At 64.9% G+C, this 14,182-nt stretch carries 15 protein-coding genes; 3 read left to right on the plus strand and 12 right to left on the minus strand.

Annotation, left to right across the window (positions count from 1 at the left end):
• Positions 1-8: 8 nt before the first annotated feature.
• Both B5J99_RS02095 and B5J99_RS02100 read right to left on the minus strand, forming a co-directional pair.
• The gene (locus tag B5J99_RS02095) at positions 9-2,012 is read right to left on the minus strand and encodes an alpha/beta hydrolase family protein (RefSeq protein WP_117351321.1); all 2,004 of its coding nucleotides are present in this window, start codon (positions 2,010-2,012) and stop codon (positions 9-11) included.
• 150 nt (positions 2,013-2,162) lie between these two features.
• Positions 2,163-2,975 carry a response regulator gene (locus tag B5J99_RS02100; RefSeq protein ID WP_054134086.1) on the minus strand — a complete coding sequence of 271 codons (813 nt, stop codon included), beginning with the start codon at positions 2,973-2,975 and terminating at the stop codon, positions 2,163-2,165.
• A gap of 252 nt (positions 2,976-3,227) precedes the next feature.
• On the opposite strand from B5J99_RS02100, the gene B5J99_RS02105 reads away from it, so the two are divergent.
• Together B5J99_RS02105 and B5J99_RS19955 are read left to right on the plus strand one after the other, a co-directional pair.
• On the plus strand, positions 3,228-3,467 hold the full coding sequence (locus tag B5J99_RS02105; RefSeq protein ID WP_069050670.1) for a NepR family anti-sigma factor: 240 nt from the start codon (positions 3,228-3,230) through the stop codon (positions 3,465-3,467).
• Positions 3,467-5,062, plus strand: a complete 1,596-nt coding sequence (locus tag B5J99_RS19955) for a sensor histidine kinase (RefSeq protein WP_117351322.1) — start codon at positions 3,467-3,469, stop codon at positions 5,060-5,062. Before B5J99_RS02105 ends, B5J99_RS19955 begins: the two co-directional genes overlap by 1 nt.
• Positions 5,063-5,078: 16 nt before the next feature.
• Here B5J99_RS19955 and tgt read toward each other — a convergent pair whose 3' ends face one another.
• The gene (tgt, locus tag B5J99_RS02115) at positions 5,079-6,221 is read right to left on the minus strand and encodes a tRNA guanosine(34) transglycosylase Tgt (RefSeq protein WP_117351323.1); all 1,143 of its coding nucleotides are present in this window, start codon (positions 6,219-6,221) and stop codon (positions 5,079-5,081) included.
• A gap of 106 nt (positions 6,222-6,327) precedes the next feature.
• On the opposite strand from tgt, the gene B5J99_RS02120 reads away from it, so the two are divergent.
• Positions 6,328-6,669, plus strand: coding sequence for a BufA1 family periplasmic bufferin-type metallophore (locus B5J99_RS02120; RefSeq protein WP_117351324.1), 342 nt, complete (start codon positions 6,328-6,330; stop codon positions 6,667-6,669).
• Between the two features lie 110 nt (positions 6,670-6,779).
• Here the strand turns inward: B5J99_RS02120 and tatC are convergent, their stop codons facing one another.
• The 9 genes from tatC to B5J99_RS02165 all read right to left on the minus strand — a co-directional run bounded on the left by tatC (position 6,780) and on the right by B5J99_RS02165 (position 14,085).
• Complete coding sequence (gene tatC / locus B5J99_RS02125; protein WP_117351325.1) at positions 6,780-7,598, minus strand: twin-arginine translocase subunit TatC; 819 nt, start codon at positions 7,596-7,598, stop codon at positions 6,780-6,782.
• Positions 7,595-7,996 (minus strand): Sec-independent protein translocase protein TatB, encoded by a 402-nt coding sequence (tatB, locus tag B5J99_RS19785; RefSeq protein WP_054134080.1) that lies wholly within the window; start codon positions 7,994-7,996, stop codon positions 7,595-7,597. The genes tatC and tatB overlap by 4 nt, the downstream gene beginning before the upstream one ends.
• Positions 7,997-8,065: 69 nt before the next feature.
• Positions 8,066-8,314 (minus strand): twin-arginine translocase TatA/TatE family subunit, encoded by a 249-nt coding sequence (locus tag B5J99_RS02135; RefSeq protein ID WP_054134079.1) that lies wholly within the window; start codon positions 8,312-8,314, stop codon positions 8,066-8,068.
• A gap of 29 nt (positions 8,315-8,343) precedes the next feature.
• The gene (gene scpB / locus B5J99_RS02140; protein WP_054134078.1) at positions 8,344-8,967 is read right to left on the minus strand and encodes an SMC-Scp complex subunit ScpB; all 624 of its coding nucleotides are present in this window, start codon (positions 8,965-8,967) and stop codon (positions 8,344-8,346) included.
• A complete protein-coding gene (locus tag B5J99_RS02145) occupies positions 8,964-9,797 on the minus strand; it encodes a segregation and condensation protein A (protein ID WP_117351326.1) in 834 nt (277 codons plus the stop codon). The genes scpB and B5J99_RS02145 overlap by 4 nt, the downstream gene beginning before the upstream one ends.
• Complete coding sequence (gene nagZ / locus B5J99_RS02150; RefSeq protein WP_054134077.1) at positions 9,775-10,782, minus strand: beta-N-acetylhexosaminidase; 1,008 nt, start codon at positions 10,780-10,782, stop codon at positions 9,775-9,777. Before nagZ ends, B5J99_RS02145 begins: the two co-directional genes overlap by 23 nt.
• Positions 10,783-10,813: 31 nt before the next feature.
• On the minus strand, positions 10,814-11,440 hold the full coding sequence (locus B5J99_RS02155) for an SPOR domain-containing protein (RefSeq protein ID WP_069050677.1): 627 nt from the start codon (positions 11,438-11,440) through the stop codon (positions 10,814-10,816).
• 59 nt (positions 11,441-11,499) lie between these two features.
• On the minus strand, positions 11,500-13,221 hold the full coding sequence (argS, locus tag B5J99_RS02160; RefSeq protein ID WP_117351327.1) for an arginine--tRNA ligase: 1,722 nt from the start codon (positions 13,219-13,221) through the stop codon (positions 11,500-11,502).
• A gap of 183 nt (positions 13,222-13,404) precedes the next feature.
• Positions 13,405-14,085 (minus strand): hypothetical protein, encoded by a 681-nt coding sequence (locus B5J99_RS02165; RefSeq protein ID WP_054134074.1) that lies wholly within the window; start codon positions 14,083-14,085, stop codon positions 13,405-13,407.
• Between the last annotated feature and the right edge of the window lie 97 nt (positions 14,086-14,182).

A 14,182-nucleotide genomic window follows, 5' to 3' on the forward strand; every position in this document is an offset into this window, starting at 1 on the left:
GTTCGTGCTCAGGGCAGCGCAAGGGTCTTTTCCAGGAACCCTGCGCTGGTGCTGAGCATCTTCGAACGGATGACGCTGTCTTCCAAATAGTGGTCGCGATCCTCGAAAATGTGGAGCTCGGACGATTTGCCCGCGCTGCGCAACCGCGAATCCATCAGCCGCGCGTGGCCCACATCAACATTTCGGTCGATGTCGCCGTGGAACATCAGCACCGGCGCCTTGAACGCTTCGGCATTGCGCGCGGGCGAACCATCCTTGATGTGCGGCCCCGAGCCGACATAGCGGCTGACCTGGACAAAGTCCGACCAGCCCTGCCGGTCCGCTTTCAGTTTCTCCAGATCGGTCACCGGGGCAACCGCCACCACTGCCTTGAACAGCTCGGGCTCCATCACGTTGGACTGGAGTGCGGCATAACCGCCATAGGACCAGCCGAAGATCGCCAACCGCCTGGCGTCAGCCCCGTTGCTGACAAGCCAGTGCCCGGCATCGTTGATGTCGCCGACCGCTGTCTGCCAGCTCTGGAACCCGTTGCGCTGGAACCAGTCGCTCCCATAGCCCGCCGATCCGCGGAAATTGGGCTGCAGCACGGCATAGCCACGCAGCGCGAAGAACTGCACCAGCCAGTCAAACCCCCATTCGTCGCGCGCACTGGGGCCGCCATGCGGCATCACGATGGCGGGGAGCCCCACAGCGCTGGCCTTGCCCGGCGGCAAAGTGAGATATCCGGGGATCTCGACGCCGTCGCGCGCGCGGTAGCGCACCGGCTCCATCTTAGCGAGCGGGATGGTATCAAGCGCGCTGCGCGCCGCGAGAAGATTGCCCAGCGTCCGCGCATCGCGATCGAACAGGAAATAGGCGCCGGGGTTGGTGTCGCTGCCCGCCCAGATCAGCATCTTGCGCTCGTCCTCTGAGGTATCGACCACGCGGATCAGCGGCAGATCGGGCACCGCGCCGGACAACGCCTTGGTCATCGCGGCGATATCCGGATCGATATAATGCACCTGCGCGACATCGGTGACATAGCGCACGCCGATGACGCGGTTGCGCCGCCCGACGCGGATGAAGCCCGAGACATCGACCTGCGGATGAGCAAAGACGAGCGTCTCCTTGCCCGAACCATCGAGCGCCATGCTATAGGCGGCCATCCGGCCATCGAGCCGCTTGAGGCCATAGGCCAGGTTGGCGGTGGCATCGACGGCATGCGGGTCGAAGCCTTCGCGGCTTGCATCCACCACGCTCATCGCGACCCAGGCCTTGCTGTCCGGGGTGCGATAGAAATAGCGCCTGCCCTCCATCACATAGCCATCGCGAACGGACCGCGAGCCCTTGATCCGGACCTTGCCATAGCCGTCAGAGATGAACTCGATCGCCCCCAGATCGGGCTGCTCCACCGTCCTTGCGGCCAGCGTGCGGGTGTTGACCAGATCGACACCCAGCCCTTCCTTCTCCTGCGCCAGCCGGGTGCCGATGCTGGTTTCGGGCACATAATCGCGGACCATGAGCACATGACCTTCGTCCGAAGGATTCCAGTCGATGACATCGCCGCCATAAAGGGCCAGCCCCAGCCGCTCGCCCCCGCCCCGGCGAACGTCGATCACCTTGGCGTCTCCGCCGATCGCATCCACCGCGACCATGCGAGTGGCATAGGTCGCGCGGTTGTCGACCATCACCGATGCGATGATGCTGCACAGCAGCCGGGTATTGCCCGTCCAGTTGCACGACGTCATCCGGTTGGGCTCGCCATCCGCCTTGAACACCGCGCGCTGCGGGCGATCCTCGCGGGACAGGTCGACAACCATCAGCACAGAGCCCTGGCCGTTGACCGGCGCGAGATAGGCAAGCTTGGTCCCATCGGGCGACAGGCTGGCATCCTCGACCTCGGGGCGCGACCCCATGATTCGCGCAAGATCCGGGGCGGCGCCCTGCGCCTGGGCGATCGTCGGCACACCGAGCCAGGCCAAAGCCGCTCCCATGGCAACACCAGTCAAGGTTCCGCGGTTCGCAGTCGACATATCCACCCCCTAATTTCTCCCACTTTGCGTGGTGATCGCAGCAGACAAGAAGATGTCCCGGTTTGTCGGGGCAGGGCAATAAAAAAGGCGAGCCGAAGCCCGCCTTTTCGATGAGTTGAAAATAAATCCCCTATTTTTGGGGGATGAATATTACACCGTCTCCGCATCGAAGAAGAACAGCGCCTGGCTGATCGCCGCGCGCACTGTGTTGCGGTGGAAGGGCTTCGTGATGAGGAACGCAGGTTCGGGGCGCTCGCCGGTGAGCAGGCGCTCGGGAAACGCGGTGATGAAGATCACCGGAACCTCGATCTCGCGCAGGATGTCGGCGACCGCATCGATGCCCGAGCTGTCATCGGCCAGCTGGATGTCGGCGAGCACCAGCCCGGGCTTGTGCAGCCGCGCCTGCTCGACCGCCTCGTCGCGGGTGACCGCGATGCCGGTGACATCATGGCCCAGATCGCGCACGATCGTCTCGATGTCCATCGCGATGATCGGCTCGTCTTCGATGATCAGCACCTTGGCCTTGATCTGGCTGTCGATCTCGCTGAGCGCCTCGTTGACCAGTCCGGAGACGGTGCGGTCATCCAGGCCCATCAGATAGGCGGTGTCGGCGTTGGAGAAGCCTTCCATCGCGGTGAGCAGCAGCGCCTGGCGCGACAATGGCGGAATGCGACCCAGCCGCTGCTCGGCCAGCAGGCGACGGGCGTCGTCGTCGGCATCGGGATAGGCATCGAAGCTGTCCGATTCGAGCCGATCGTCATGGGTCGAACTCCAGATCACCTGGAACACGCGATACAGGCCCAGCCGCGCATCGACGTCGCTGGGGAACTGGTCCGGCGCGGCGATGATCGCCTGCAGGGTTGCCTTCACATAGGCATCCCCATGGTGCTGATCGCCAGCCAGAGCCCGGCTGTAGCGCCGCAGGAGGGGAAGGTGGGGAGCGAGCGTCTGGCCCAGGGACATGTATTGAAACTCCTTCATCGGATGGCGCTCGTATCTATTGCCTTTGGCACCCGGTGTCAAAATTGGGTCGACGCGATGACAGCGGTGAGGGAAAGGCGATAAACAGAACCTCAAGCAAGGAACAATCCTCGCCGCAGTTTGTTTCCTCCTCTGAGACGTTTATGCGTGATCCCGCAGAATTTTGCGGGCTTGGCAGGGGTTGGACGGCTTGCTAAGCCCCATTTCGGGACGATATTCAACAGGCGGGATGGGATGCTCGTGCATCGTGACAATGACGATCAGTCCGGCGACGAACAGCCCGGCAAAGGTGGCAGGCCAAATGTGGTCGAGCCGCGCGCTGCCGATGGCGTGTCGGATGGCGAAGACAGCCCCCCCGCTCCCGAGGACGGCAAATCGCACGTCATCGGTGACGCACTCAAGTCGGTGTACCAGCGCACGCTGGAAGAGGACATTCCGGACGATTTTCTGGATCTGCTCAAGCAGCTGAAGTAATGGCCAGCACCCCAAGGGCTAGCTTCCCGATTTTTGCTCCATTGGCGCGGTTGTCGATCGGCACCCGGCTGTTCCTGATCATGGCGGTGGCGCTGCTGCCGCTGGCGCTTGGCGCGGTCGTGGCCAACCGCAGCCTTGCCGACACCGCAACCGAAGAACGCAACCGGCTGCTCCAGAAAAATGTCGACGATGCCGCGTTGCGGCTGGGTGCGGCCATCCAGAACGACCTGGCGATCCTGAGCGCGGCAGCCTCACAGATCGCGCTGGGCGAAGACCCCGCCAAGATCTGCCTCAACCTGCGCGAGCAACTGGGTCCGCAACAGACCCGATTTGCAGCCCTGCTCTATTCCAGCACCACCAGCCCGCCTGCATGCCAAGTCGGCGCGATCCCCCAGGCGCTGCGCCAAGCGGGCGGCGATGCCTCGACCCCCGGCGCGCTTGTGGTGCCGCAGGCCAACGGCGCGATCTTCGCGACGCGGGGCCGCGTCTCGGTCGCGCGGGCGCTGGCCTTTTATCCTGCCGAAAGCATGCTGCAGCTGGCCGACCCGGTCGATGATGTGCCGCTGTCGCAATTCGATCTTCGCAGCCCCCAGCAGGTGCTGCCGCTCACCCGCATCCCCACCAACTGGGAGCGGAGGCTCAACGCGGTAATGACCGCGCAAGGCGACGTCGCGGGTCTGAACCTCGACCTCAGGTTCGTGCGCCCCAAGCAGACCCCGCCGGAATTTCTCGCGCAGATCATTCCGTTCATCACCGTGCTGGCGGCCGCAGGCATCGGCTGGCTGGTGGTGAACTTCATGCTCATCGCGCCGCTGACCCAGCTGCAACGCAAGATTCGCCAGTATGAAACCGGCGAACGGCTGGTGCCGATGGCGCGCACCGCGTTCAACGCCAGCGAGATCCAGGATCTGGACCAAGGCTTCGTGACGCTTGCGCACAAGGTCTCGGTTGATCGCGAAGCACTCGATGAGGGGCTCAAGCAGCAGATCATGCTGACCCGCGAGGTCCACCACCGGGTCAAGAACAACCTGCAGATCATCGCCAGCCTCATCAACTTGCACGCGCGCACCGCCGATTCGGATCAGGCCAAGCTGGCCTATGGCAAGATCCAGCGCCGGGTCGATGCGCTCGCGGTTGTGCATCGCAACCATTTTGCGGGAACCGAGCGCAACGAGGGGATCAATCTGCGCGCGCTGGTCGGCGAGCTGGCGGGCAGCTTCGAACATGCGGGCAACGCTGCTGCAGCAGATGGTCCCGATATCGTGGTCGATATCGACAACATGCATGTCAGCCAGGATGTCGGCGTTCCGATTGCCTTCCTGCTCACCGAGATCCTCGAGCTGATCCACCTCACCCGTCCCGAGGCTCCGGTGCGGATTTCCGCCAAGCCGCTGCCCGATGACCCGACGCGGATCAAGCTGCGCATCGCCTCGCCCGCGCTTGGTCCCAACCCGCTGCTCGAAGAGATGCTCGCCGATGGCATCGACCGGGTGATGACAGGTCTTGCCCGCCAGCTGCGTGCGCCGCTGGAGCGCGACACCGCGTTCGAAAGCATCGCGATCGCCGTCCCGGTGTTCGTTCCGGCCAAGGCGTAAGCTGCGGGACCGGCGGTTAAGTGCCCTTGGCGTAATAGCGCGCGCGGAACGCCTCGCCGAACGCCGCCATGCGGCCTTCGCTGATCGCAAGCCGCATCCCGGCCATCAGATCCTGATAGAAGCGCAGATTGTGCTCGGTCATCAGCATCGCACCCAGCATCTCGCCGGATTTCACCAGATGGTGGAGATAGGCGCGGCTGAAGCGCGTGCACGCGGTGCAGCCGCACGCCTCGTCAAGCGGCGCCTGATCCTCCGCATGCCGCGCGTTGCGGATATTGACCGGCCCGTCCCAGGTAAACGCCTGACCGTTGCGGCCCGATCGCGTCGGCAGCACGCAATCGAACATGTCGACCCCGCGTTCGACCGCGCCGACCAGATCGTCGGGCTTGCCCACCCCCATCAGGTAGCGCGGGCGATCATCGGGCAGCTGGCCGGGTGCGTAATCGAGCACACCGAACATCGCCTCCTGCCCCTCGCCCACCGCAAGTCCGCCAACTGCATAGCCGTCGAACCCGATATCGCGCAGCGCATCGGCCGATTGCCGGCGCAGGCCCTCGTCGAGCGAGCCCTGCTGGATACCGAACAACGCGGCGCGCCCGGCGTGCTCGGTGCCGCTGTCGAACCCTTCGCGCGAGCGGCGCGCCCAGCGCATCGAGCGCTCCATCGCAGCGGCCTGAACCTCGCGCGTCGCGGTGGTGGGGACAAGCTCGTCGAATGCCATCACGATGTCCGATCCCAGCAACCGCTGGATCTCCATCGAGCGTTCCGGGCTGAGCATGTGCCGCGAGCCGTCGAGATGGCTGCGGAAGGCGACGCCCTCTTCAGTCGTCTTGGTGAGCGCGGAAAGGCTCATCACCTGATAACCGCCGGAATCGGTGAGGATCGGGTGCGGCCAGTCCATGAAACGGTGCAGCCCGCCCAGCCGCGCCACGCGCTCGGCGCCCGGACGCAGCATGAGGTGATAGGTGTTGCCCAGGATGATGTCCGCACCCAGCGCGCGCACCTCGGCAGGCTTCATCCCCTTGACCGTCGCGGCGGTGCCAACGGGCATGAAGGCGGGCGTGCGGATGGTGCCGCGCTGCATGGCAAGCTCGCCCGTCCGCGCCTTGCCATCGCGGGCGGAAATCGAAAAGGCGAATCTGGGGGCGGTTTGCGTCATGGCCGCGCGCTCTAGCCGGTTTGATATGCATCGGCAAAGGTTTGACGATTCGCGGCGGTTATGCGAGCGATGGCAATGCTTTCCGGCCAGCAGGAGCCCTGTCTTCATGTCCCAGAATTTCCCGCTCACCGCGCTTGCATCGGCGCTGATCGCCGCCGCCTCGCTTGCCGCATGCTCGGCAGACAAGCCGGCAACGCCTGAAGAAACCAGCGCCAAGGCGATCGACAAGGCCGCGACCGAGCTGGCCGCACAGGAGAAATGCTATGGGATCGCGCTCGCCAAGCAGAATGACTGCGCGGCGGGCCCCGGCACAAGCTGTGCGGGGACCTCGTCGGTCGATTATCAGGGCAATGCCTGGAAGTTCACCGAAGCGGGCGAATGCGAAAAGATGGGCGGATCGCTCACCGAGGTCGCGGACAACGATCCGCCGGTGCCCGCCAAGGGCTGAAGCATAGACTTCGCATTTCCGTCACCCCGCGCGCGCGCAGGGGTCCAGCTATTGTCGACCTTTGCGCAGAAGCGGGATTCCCGCGTTCGCGGGAATGCCGGGAGCGAAGCCTACTCGGCCGGCTCCGACTGCGCTTCGGGCAGGGCCTCCTCCGCCTCCGCCGGTGCGGCCTTCGCGGCCTTGCGGTCGGTGAACCAGATCGCGATGATGCTGAGCTCGTAGAGCAGGATCAACGGGACAGCGAGCATCAGCTGCGAGACCACATCGGGCGGGGTCAGCACCGCAGCGACGATGAACGCGGCGACGATCATGTAGCGCCGCATGCTCACCAGCTGCGCGCGCGAAACTATCCCGGCGCGGTTGAGCAGCATCAGCAGCACCGGCAGCAGGAAGCTGATCCCGAAGGCCAGGATGAACTGCATCACCAGCGAAAGGTACGCATCGGTGCTGGGCAGCGCCTCGACCTCAAGCCCGCCCGATTCCCCCTGGAACTGCAGAAAGAAATGGAAGGCGGTCGGCATCACGACATAATAGGCCAGCGCCGCGCCGGCCGTGAACAGCACCGGAGTGGCGAGGATGAATGGCAAGAGCGCGCGCTTTTCCTGCCGGTACAGCCCCGGCGCAACGAACGCCCACATCTGGTTGGCGATGATCGGGAAGGACACGCAGAAGGCGGCGAAGATCGACACCTTCACCTGGACGAAGAATGCCTCGTACAACTTGGTGTACACCAGCCGCCCGTTGCCGTCACCGAATGCTTCCTTGAGCGGGACGACGAGGAACGAGAAAATGTGCTCTGAAAAATAGAAGCAGACGCCGAACGCCAGCAGCAGCGCCACGACGCAACGCACCAAACGCTGGCGCAGCTCGATCAGGTGATCGAGCAAGGGTGCGCGCGAGGCGTCGATCTCGTCTTCGGGCTCGCTCATCGCTCGCCTTCCGTCACGGGCAAGCCCTGCGCGGTCGCAGGGACATCTGCGCTGGCCACCGGCGCATCGGATGCAGCTGTCACCTCAGGCACGTGTGGAGCCGCGAGCGGCTGCATCACGCCAGCAGGGTCGGCTACAGGCGTGGCCGAAGCGGGTTGCGGCGCGGCATGCTCGCGCATGATCCGCTCATTGTCCGCCTTCCACTTCTTCTCCATTTCCTCGAGCTCGACCTCGCGGACCATGGCATCGATGCCGGTACGGAAATGGCGCGCGACGCCCTTGGCCTTGCCGATGACCTGGCCGACCTTGTACAGCGCGCGCGGCAGATCCTTCGGGCCGATCACGACGATCGCCACGATGATGATCATCAGCAATTCGGTCGATCCGATGTCTAACATGACATGGTCACGCCTTTACGCTGTCTGCCATCGGCACGTGCTGAATCCGATCGGGACAACAGGCCATGATCAGCCCGGCTTGCGCTCTTCGCTGGGTGTGGTGGTGGCAGTTCCGTCGATCGTGCGCGCGGGCGGAGCTTCGATCTGCGCGACGGGGCGCTTGGGCTGCACCGGCTCTTCATCTTCGGCCATGCCCTTTTTGAAGCTCTTGATGCCCTTGGCGACATCGCCCATTATTGACGAAATCCGTCCGCCGCCAAACAGCAGGACGATGATGATCAGCACAATAACCCAGTGCATCAGGGAGAAGGATCCCATGGCAAATCTCCTGAAGGCCTGCGGGCTATCTAGGCCTGATCCTCATGGTTTTCCAGCAATGAATCCGATTCATCCGACGAGTGGTCGGTGTCATCCGTCGCCAGCGCGCCTTCCAGCGCCAGATCGACCGGGTCGAGCAGGCCCGCTGCGCGCAGATCCTCCAGCCCCGGCAGATCGCGCCGGCTGGTGAGCCCGAAATGGGTGAGGAAGCCCGGGGTGGTGGCGTAGATCAGCGGCCTTCCGGGGACTTCGCGGCGGCCCGCCGGCGTGATCCAGCCCTCCTCCATCAGCACATCGATGGTGCCTTTGCTGACCTGTACGCCGCGAATCGCCTCGATCTCGGCGCGGCTGACCGGCTCGTGATAGGCGATGATCGCCAGCGTCTCGGTCGCCGCGCGCGACAGCTTGCGGGTCTGCTCGGTCTCGCGGCGCAGCAGCCAGGCAAGATCGGGTGCGGTCTGGAAATGCCAGCGCCCGCCGCGCTCGACGAGTTCGATCCCCCGCCCGGCATAGTCCGCCTGCAATGCCTGGAGCGCGCCTGCAATGTCGGCGTCGCTGCCGATATGCGCAGCCAGATCCTCGGCGCTTTGCGGCTCCTGCGCTGCAAACAGCGCTGCCTCGACCGCGCGCACGACAGGGTCGACCTCGCTCACGGCGCCCTGCGCACCTTCAGCGGCGCGAACGCCTCTTCCTGCGCGAGCTCGACCCGCCCTTGCCGCGCCAGTTCGAGCAGCGCCAGAAAGGTCGATGCTGTCGCCGAACGGGTGAGGTCGGCAGGTGCGCCTTCGGGCAGAAAGCTGCGCAGATCGGTCCACTCGAGCGCGGTCCCCAGCATGTACGACAGCCGCGCCAGCGCGTCTTCCAGCGTCATCACCCGGCGCGACTTGACCATATGCACCACCGGCTCGCTGCGCTGCTTCACCCGGCCATAAGCGGTGAGCAGATCGAACAGCGAGCAGTCGTGCCGCGTCTTGGTGAGCAGCCGCAGCCCCTCGCCCTGCCCGTGCACGAAGACATCGCGCCCAAGCCGGTCGCGCCCCAGCAGCCGCGCCGCCGCTTCGCGCATCGCCGCCAGCCGCTGCAGGCGCAATTGCAACCGCAGCGCGAGTTCCTCGGGCGAAGGCTCGACCTCGGGGTCGCCCGGCAGCAGCAGCGCGGATTTGAGATAGGCGAGCCACGCCGCCATCACCAGATAGTCCGCCGCCAGCTCGAGCTTCAGGCTGGTCGCACTCTCGATGAAGCCCAGATACTGGTTGGTGAGATCGAGGATCGAGATTTGCCTCAGATCGACCTTCTGCCGCCGCGCCAGATCAAGCAGCAGATCGAGCGGGCCTTCCCAGCCATCGACATCGATCAGCAGCGCCTCGGCCGCGGCGGTCGCGGAGCGAACGGGCTCGCTGAAGAACAGGTAATCGCCGTCCGGGGGGGCGATCGTGGTGTCCGCTGCGCTCACGCCCCCGTCACACCAGCGCCAGCAGCGCATCGCGCCGGGCGAGCAGCTCCGCCTGGTGCGACCAGTCGTGCACCGGATTGATCGCGGCGCGGGCACGGTCCAGCCGGGCGCGCGAGGCGTCCGAGATATCGGGAAGCGCATCGGCGATGCCGATCATCTCGTCCATCCGCGCCCAGCAGTTGAGCGCGATGTCGCACCCCGCCGCAACCGCACGCGCAGCGCGGTCGGGCACCTCACCCGCCAGCGCCTTCATGTCGAGATCATCGCTCAGCAGCAGCCCGTCGAAACCGATGCGCTGGCGGATGACGGTCTCGATGATGGTCGGCGACAGCGTGGCGCAACGCTCGGCATCCCAGGCTTCGAACAATATGTGCCCGGTCATGCCGATCTCGGCGGTCCTGAGCGCGCGGAACGGAGCGATGTCCTGCTCGAGCTCTTCGTCGCTGGCGGTGACGCGGGGCAGCTCCATATGGCTGTCGACCATTGCGCGGCCGTGGCCGGGCATGTGCTTGATCGTGCCCAGCACGCCGCCGCGCTTCAACCCGTCGAGCACCGCGCGGCCCAAGGCTGCGACGCGCATCGGCTCTTGGCCAAGCGCCCGGTCGCCGATCGCAGGCGTGCCGCCGGGGATCGCGACATCGAGCAAGGGCAGGCAATCGACGGTGATGCCGACCTCGGCCAGATCCAGCGCCAGCGCCTCGGCGTTGATCCGTGCGGCCTCGATCGCGCTTGCGGGCGCGATGTCGTACAATCGGTCGAACGCGGCGCCGGGCGGGAAGGACAGCCAGTGCGGCGGCTTCATGCGGCTGACCCGTCCGCCCTCCTGATCGATCAGGATCGGCAGCCGGTCATCGCCGTGAAGCGCGCGCAGATCGTCGGTCAGCGCGCGCAGTTGCTCGCGATTATCGATGTTGCGGCCGAACAGGATATAGCCTGCAGGAACGCTCTCGGCAAAAAAGGCGCGTTCATCGGGCGCGATCGTCAGACCGGCCAGGCCGAAAATTACGGGTTTCATGGAAACAGTGTCGCCAAAAGCGGCGGTGAAATCAACGCACCACCAGGCAGTTTTGCCCAGCTTTCTTGAGCTGGTCGCACACCGAAGCCGCACTGCCGGGGCTGTCGAGCACCGCGCTCAGACGGAACACCGTGCCGCCATCCACCGTGGCCTGAACGATCCGGCGGTTGAGCCCGCTCAATACCTCGTGCCGCTGGCTGAGCGTTGCCCATCCCGCGATCGCGCTGGCCTCGTCGGTATAGGCGCCCAGTTGCACCAGCGCGCTGCCCGCAGGCGGTGGTGCGCCTGCCGCATCGGCCAGCTGGCCCTGCGGCTGTTCGCCCTGGCTGACCGCGAAGCTCGCATCGCCGGTGCCTTCGACCTGCTGCTCCTGCTTGTCCTTGGGGCGGACCTTGTAGTCGCCCTGCGGCGCGGCGATCAGGCTGCCGTCGCCCTCGGGTGCGCCGCCATCGCCGCCGATCCAGTAGATCGCCGCCAGCACGATCGACAGACCCACCAGCCCGAGCAGCACGAAGCCGATGATCTTGCCCGCCGAGCCATCGCCGGACGGCGCGTCATCGGCGGATTCGAGCCAGGGCAACCGGTCGTCATCGGCATCCAGCCCCAAAGGCTGATCCCTCAGAGTATCGTCCATGCCATCATCCAGCCGATTGCTCATTCTTGTCGCCCCATCAGACACGCCAGTTCGGTAAGGTCTGCCCTGGCATCCCCGGCAGGCTACATCTGCGTAGCCGCCTCCACCGCCATCAGCGCCAGACCGTTGGCAATGACTTGCCCGATATTGCTGACCATGAAAAGCCTTGCAGAACTGGTGGCGGCGTCATGCGTCATAACGATACGCTTGTCTGGCCTGTCATTGCCCAGGTTGAAGAAGGCGTGGAAAGCCGCGGCCAGATCGCCGAGATAAAAGGCGATGCGGTGCGGCTCGCGGTTCGACGCCGCCGATTCGACGATACGCGGGAACTGCGCCGCCAGTGCGATCAGCGCATGCTCTTCTGCGCCCAGCAGTTCGAGATGTTCCGGCGATGCGCTGAGCCCTTCGGCCTGCGCCTTGCGCATGATCGAGTGGATCCGCGCATGCGCATACTGCACATAGAACACCGGATTGTCCTTCGACGCCTCGACCACCTTGGCGAAATCGAAGTCCATCTGCGCGTCTGCCTTGCGCGTCAGCATGGTGAAGCGAACGGCATGCTTGCCGACCTCTTCGACCATATCGGCGATCGTGACAAAGCTGCCCGACCGCTTCGACATCTTGACCGGCTCGCCATCGCGCAAAAGCTTGACCATCTGCACCAGCTTGACGTCGAAAGTGCCGGTGCCGTTGGTCAGCGCCGCGACTGCCGCCTTGATCCGCTTGACGGTCCCTGCATGGTCCGCGCCCCAGATATCGATCAGCTCATCGGCGCTTTGCAGCTTCTGGAAGTGATAGGCGAGATCGATGCCGAAATAGGTCCAGCTGCCGTCCGACTTGCGGATCGGCCGGTCCTGATCATCGCCGAAACGGGTCGAACGGAACAGCGGCAGCGTCACCGGCTCCCAGTCCTCGATCACCTTGCCCTTGGGCGCTTCAAGCACCCCGTCATAGACCAGGTCGCGCGCGCGCAGTTCGGCTTCAGCCGCTTCGGGCTTGCCCGCAGCCAGCACCGCGGCTTCCGAAGAGAACAGGTCGTGATGGATGCCGAGCAGCGCCAGGTCGGCACGGATCATGTCCATCATGTCGGCAACCGCGCGGGTGCGGAACAGCACCAGCCAGTCAGCCTCGGGCGCAGCAGCGTAACGGTCTCCAAATTCCGCTGCCAGCTTCTGGCCAAGCGGGATCAGATAATCTCCAGGATATAGCCCCTCGGGAATCTCGATCGTCTCGCCGAGTGCCTCGCGATAGCGCAGGTGCACCGACCGGGCCAAAGTATCGACCTGGCCACCGGCATCGTTGACATAATATTCGCGGATGACCTTGTAGCCTGAATATTCGAGCAATGTCGCCAGCGCATCGCCCACGACCGCGCCGCGGCAATGGCCCATGTGCATGGGGCCGGTCGGGTTGGCAGAGACATATTCGATGTTGACCGTGATGCCCTTGCCCTGCTCCGAGCGGCCGTAATCGGCGCCCGCTGCGGCGATGGCGTGCAGTTCCTCGATCCAGGCCGAGGGCGCGAGCCGCAGGTTGAGGAACCCGGGCCCGGCGATCTCGACCGCGGTAACCTCGTCCACCTTGCCCAGTTCGGCGCTGATCGCTTCAGCGAGCGCGCGCGGATTGGTGCCCGCAGGCTTGGCGAGCACCATCGCGGCGTTGGTTGCAAGATCGCCATGCGCAGGATCGCGCGGCGGCTCGACGGTCAGCGCGCCGCGGTTCAGCCCCGCAGGCAGGAAGCCGCTGGCCTCCAACGCGTCGAGCGCGGTGTGCAGATGTTGGGTGAAACGGGTATAGAGTGTCATGATTTTTGGCCCTGATCGCATCACTCCTCTCCCTTCACGGGAGAGGATACGAAGCCTTGGCAGCCTGCTGCCTAGGCGGAGTTGGAGAGGGGAAGCCAGACACCGGTCGTGCTCCCGGCCCTCTGCCTGCTTCACTGCGTGAAGCTGTTCCTCTCCCGTGAAGGGAGAGGGGTCAATGCAGCCTCATCGCGTCGCGTTGTACTGCAGCTGGTCCTGCGTCAGCTGGAAGCCGATCAGCAGTTCAAAGCTGGTCCGCTGGAGCGCGCTGCGCACTTCGGGAACCGACAGCGGATCAATCGCGGCATCGGGATCGCCCGACTTGCGCTTGCGGGTGATGCGCTCGCGGATGTCCTCGGGCAGCGTCGCTGCCGCCTTGTTGATATAGCCCGCGCCCGATGCCTTGGCTTCGGCACGATAGGAGCCATCGGCAAAGTTCAGCGTCACCGAACCCAGCCGCTTGGCCACCACGGTGTTGCCGCCGCGCATGACGGTGGAGAAATAGGGCAGCGTCACGGTGCGCTGGCCGCGGTTGTCGCTGCGCCGCGCCTGGACGTCGAAGCTGGCGGTCGCATAGATTTCCGCGCCGGTTTCATCGCACGCAGGGCGGACATTGGTGATCGTTGCCACCACGTCGATCGCGCTTGCATCGCGGCTGCTGGCGGGGTTGAAGATGGTGACATCGCCGGTGTGCTCGGGGATGGCGGTGTTGGGGCAGGCGCTCAGCGTCGATGCCACGCCGACGCCGGAATCCACCACCAGCTGGTTCTTCTCCGCACAGGCCGAAAGGCTGAGCAGCGCAAGCCCGGTTCCCATAACGGCAGCCAGGGATGCCTTGGGGGACGATTTCTTGGGCAGAATGGGCATGTTCAAACAAAAATCCTTCGAGGCCACAGTGCATCGCTCCTTATCTGCCGTTGGGTTTCAGCGCAACGACCAGATTCTTCGCCTGCCGATCGCACGG

Source organism: Blastomonas fulva (assembly GCF_003431825.1).
Classification (GTDB): Bacteria; Pseudomonadota; Alphaproteobacteria; order Sphingomonadales; family Sphingomonadaceae; genus Blastomonas; species Blastomonas fulva.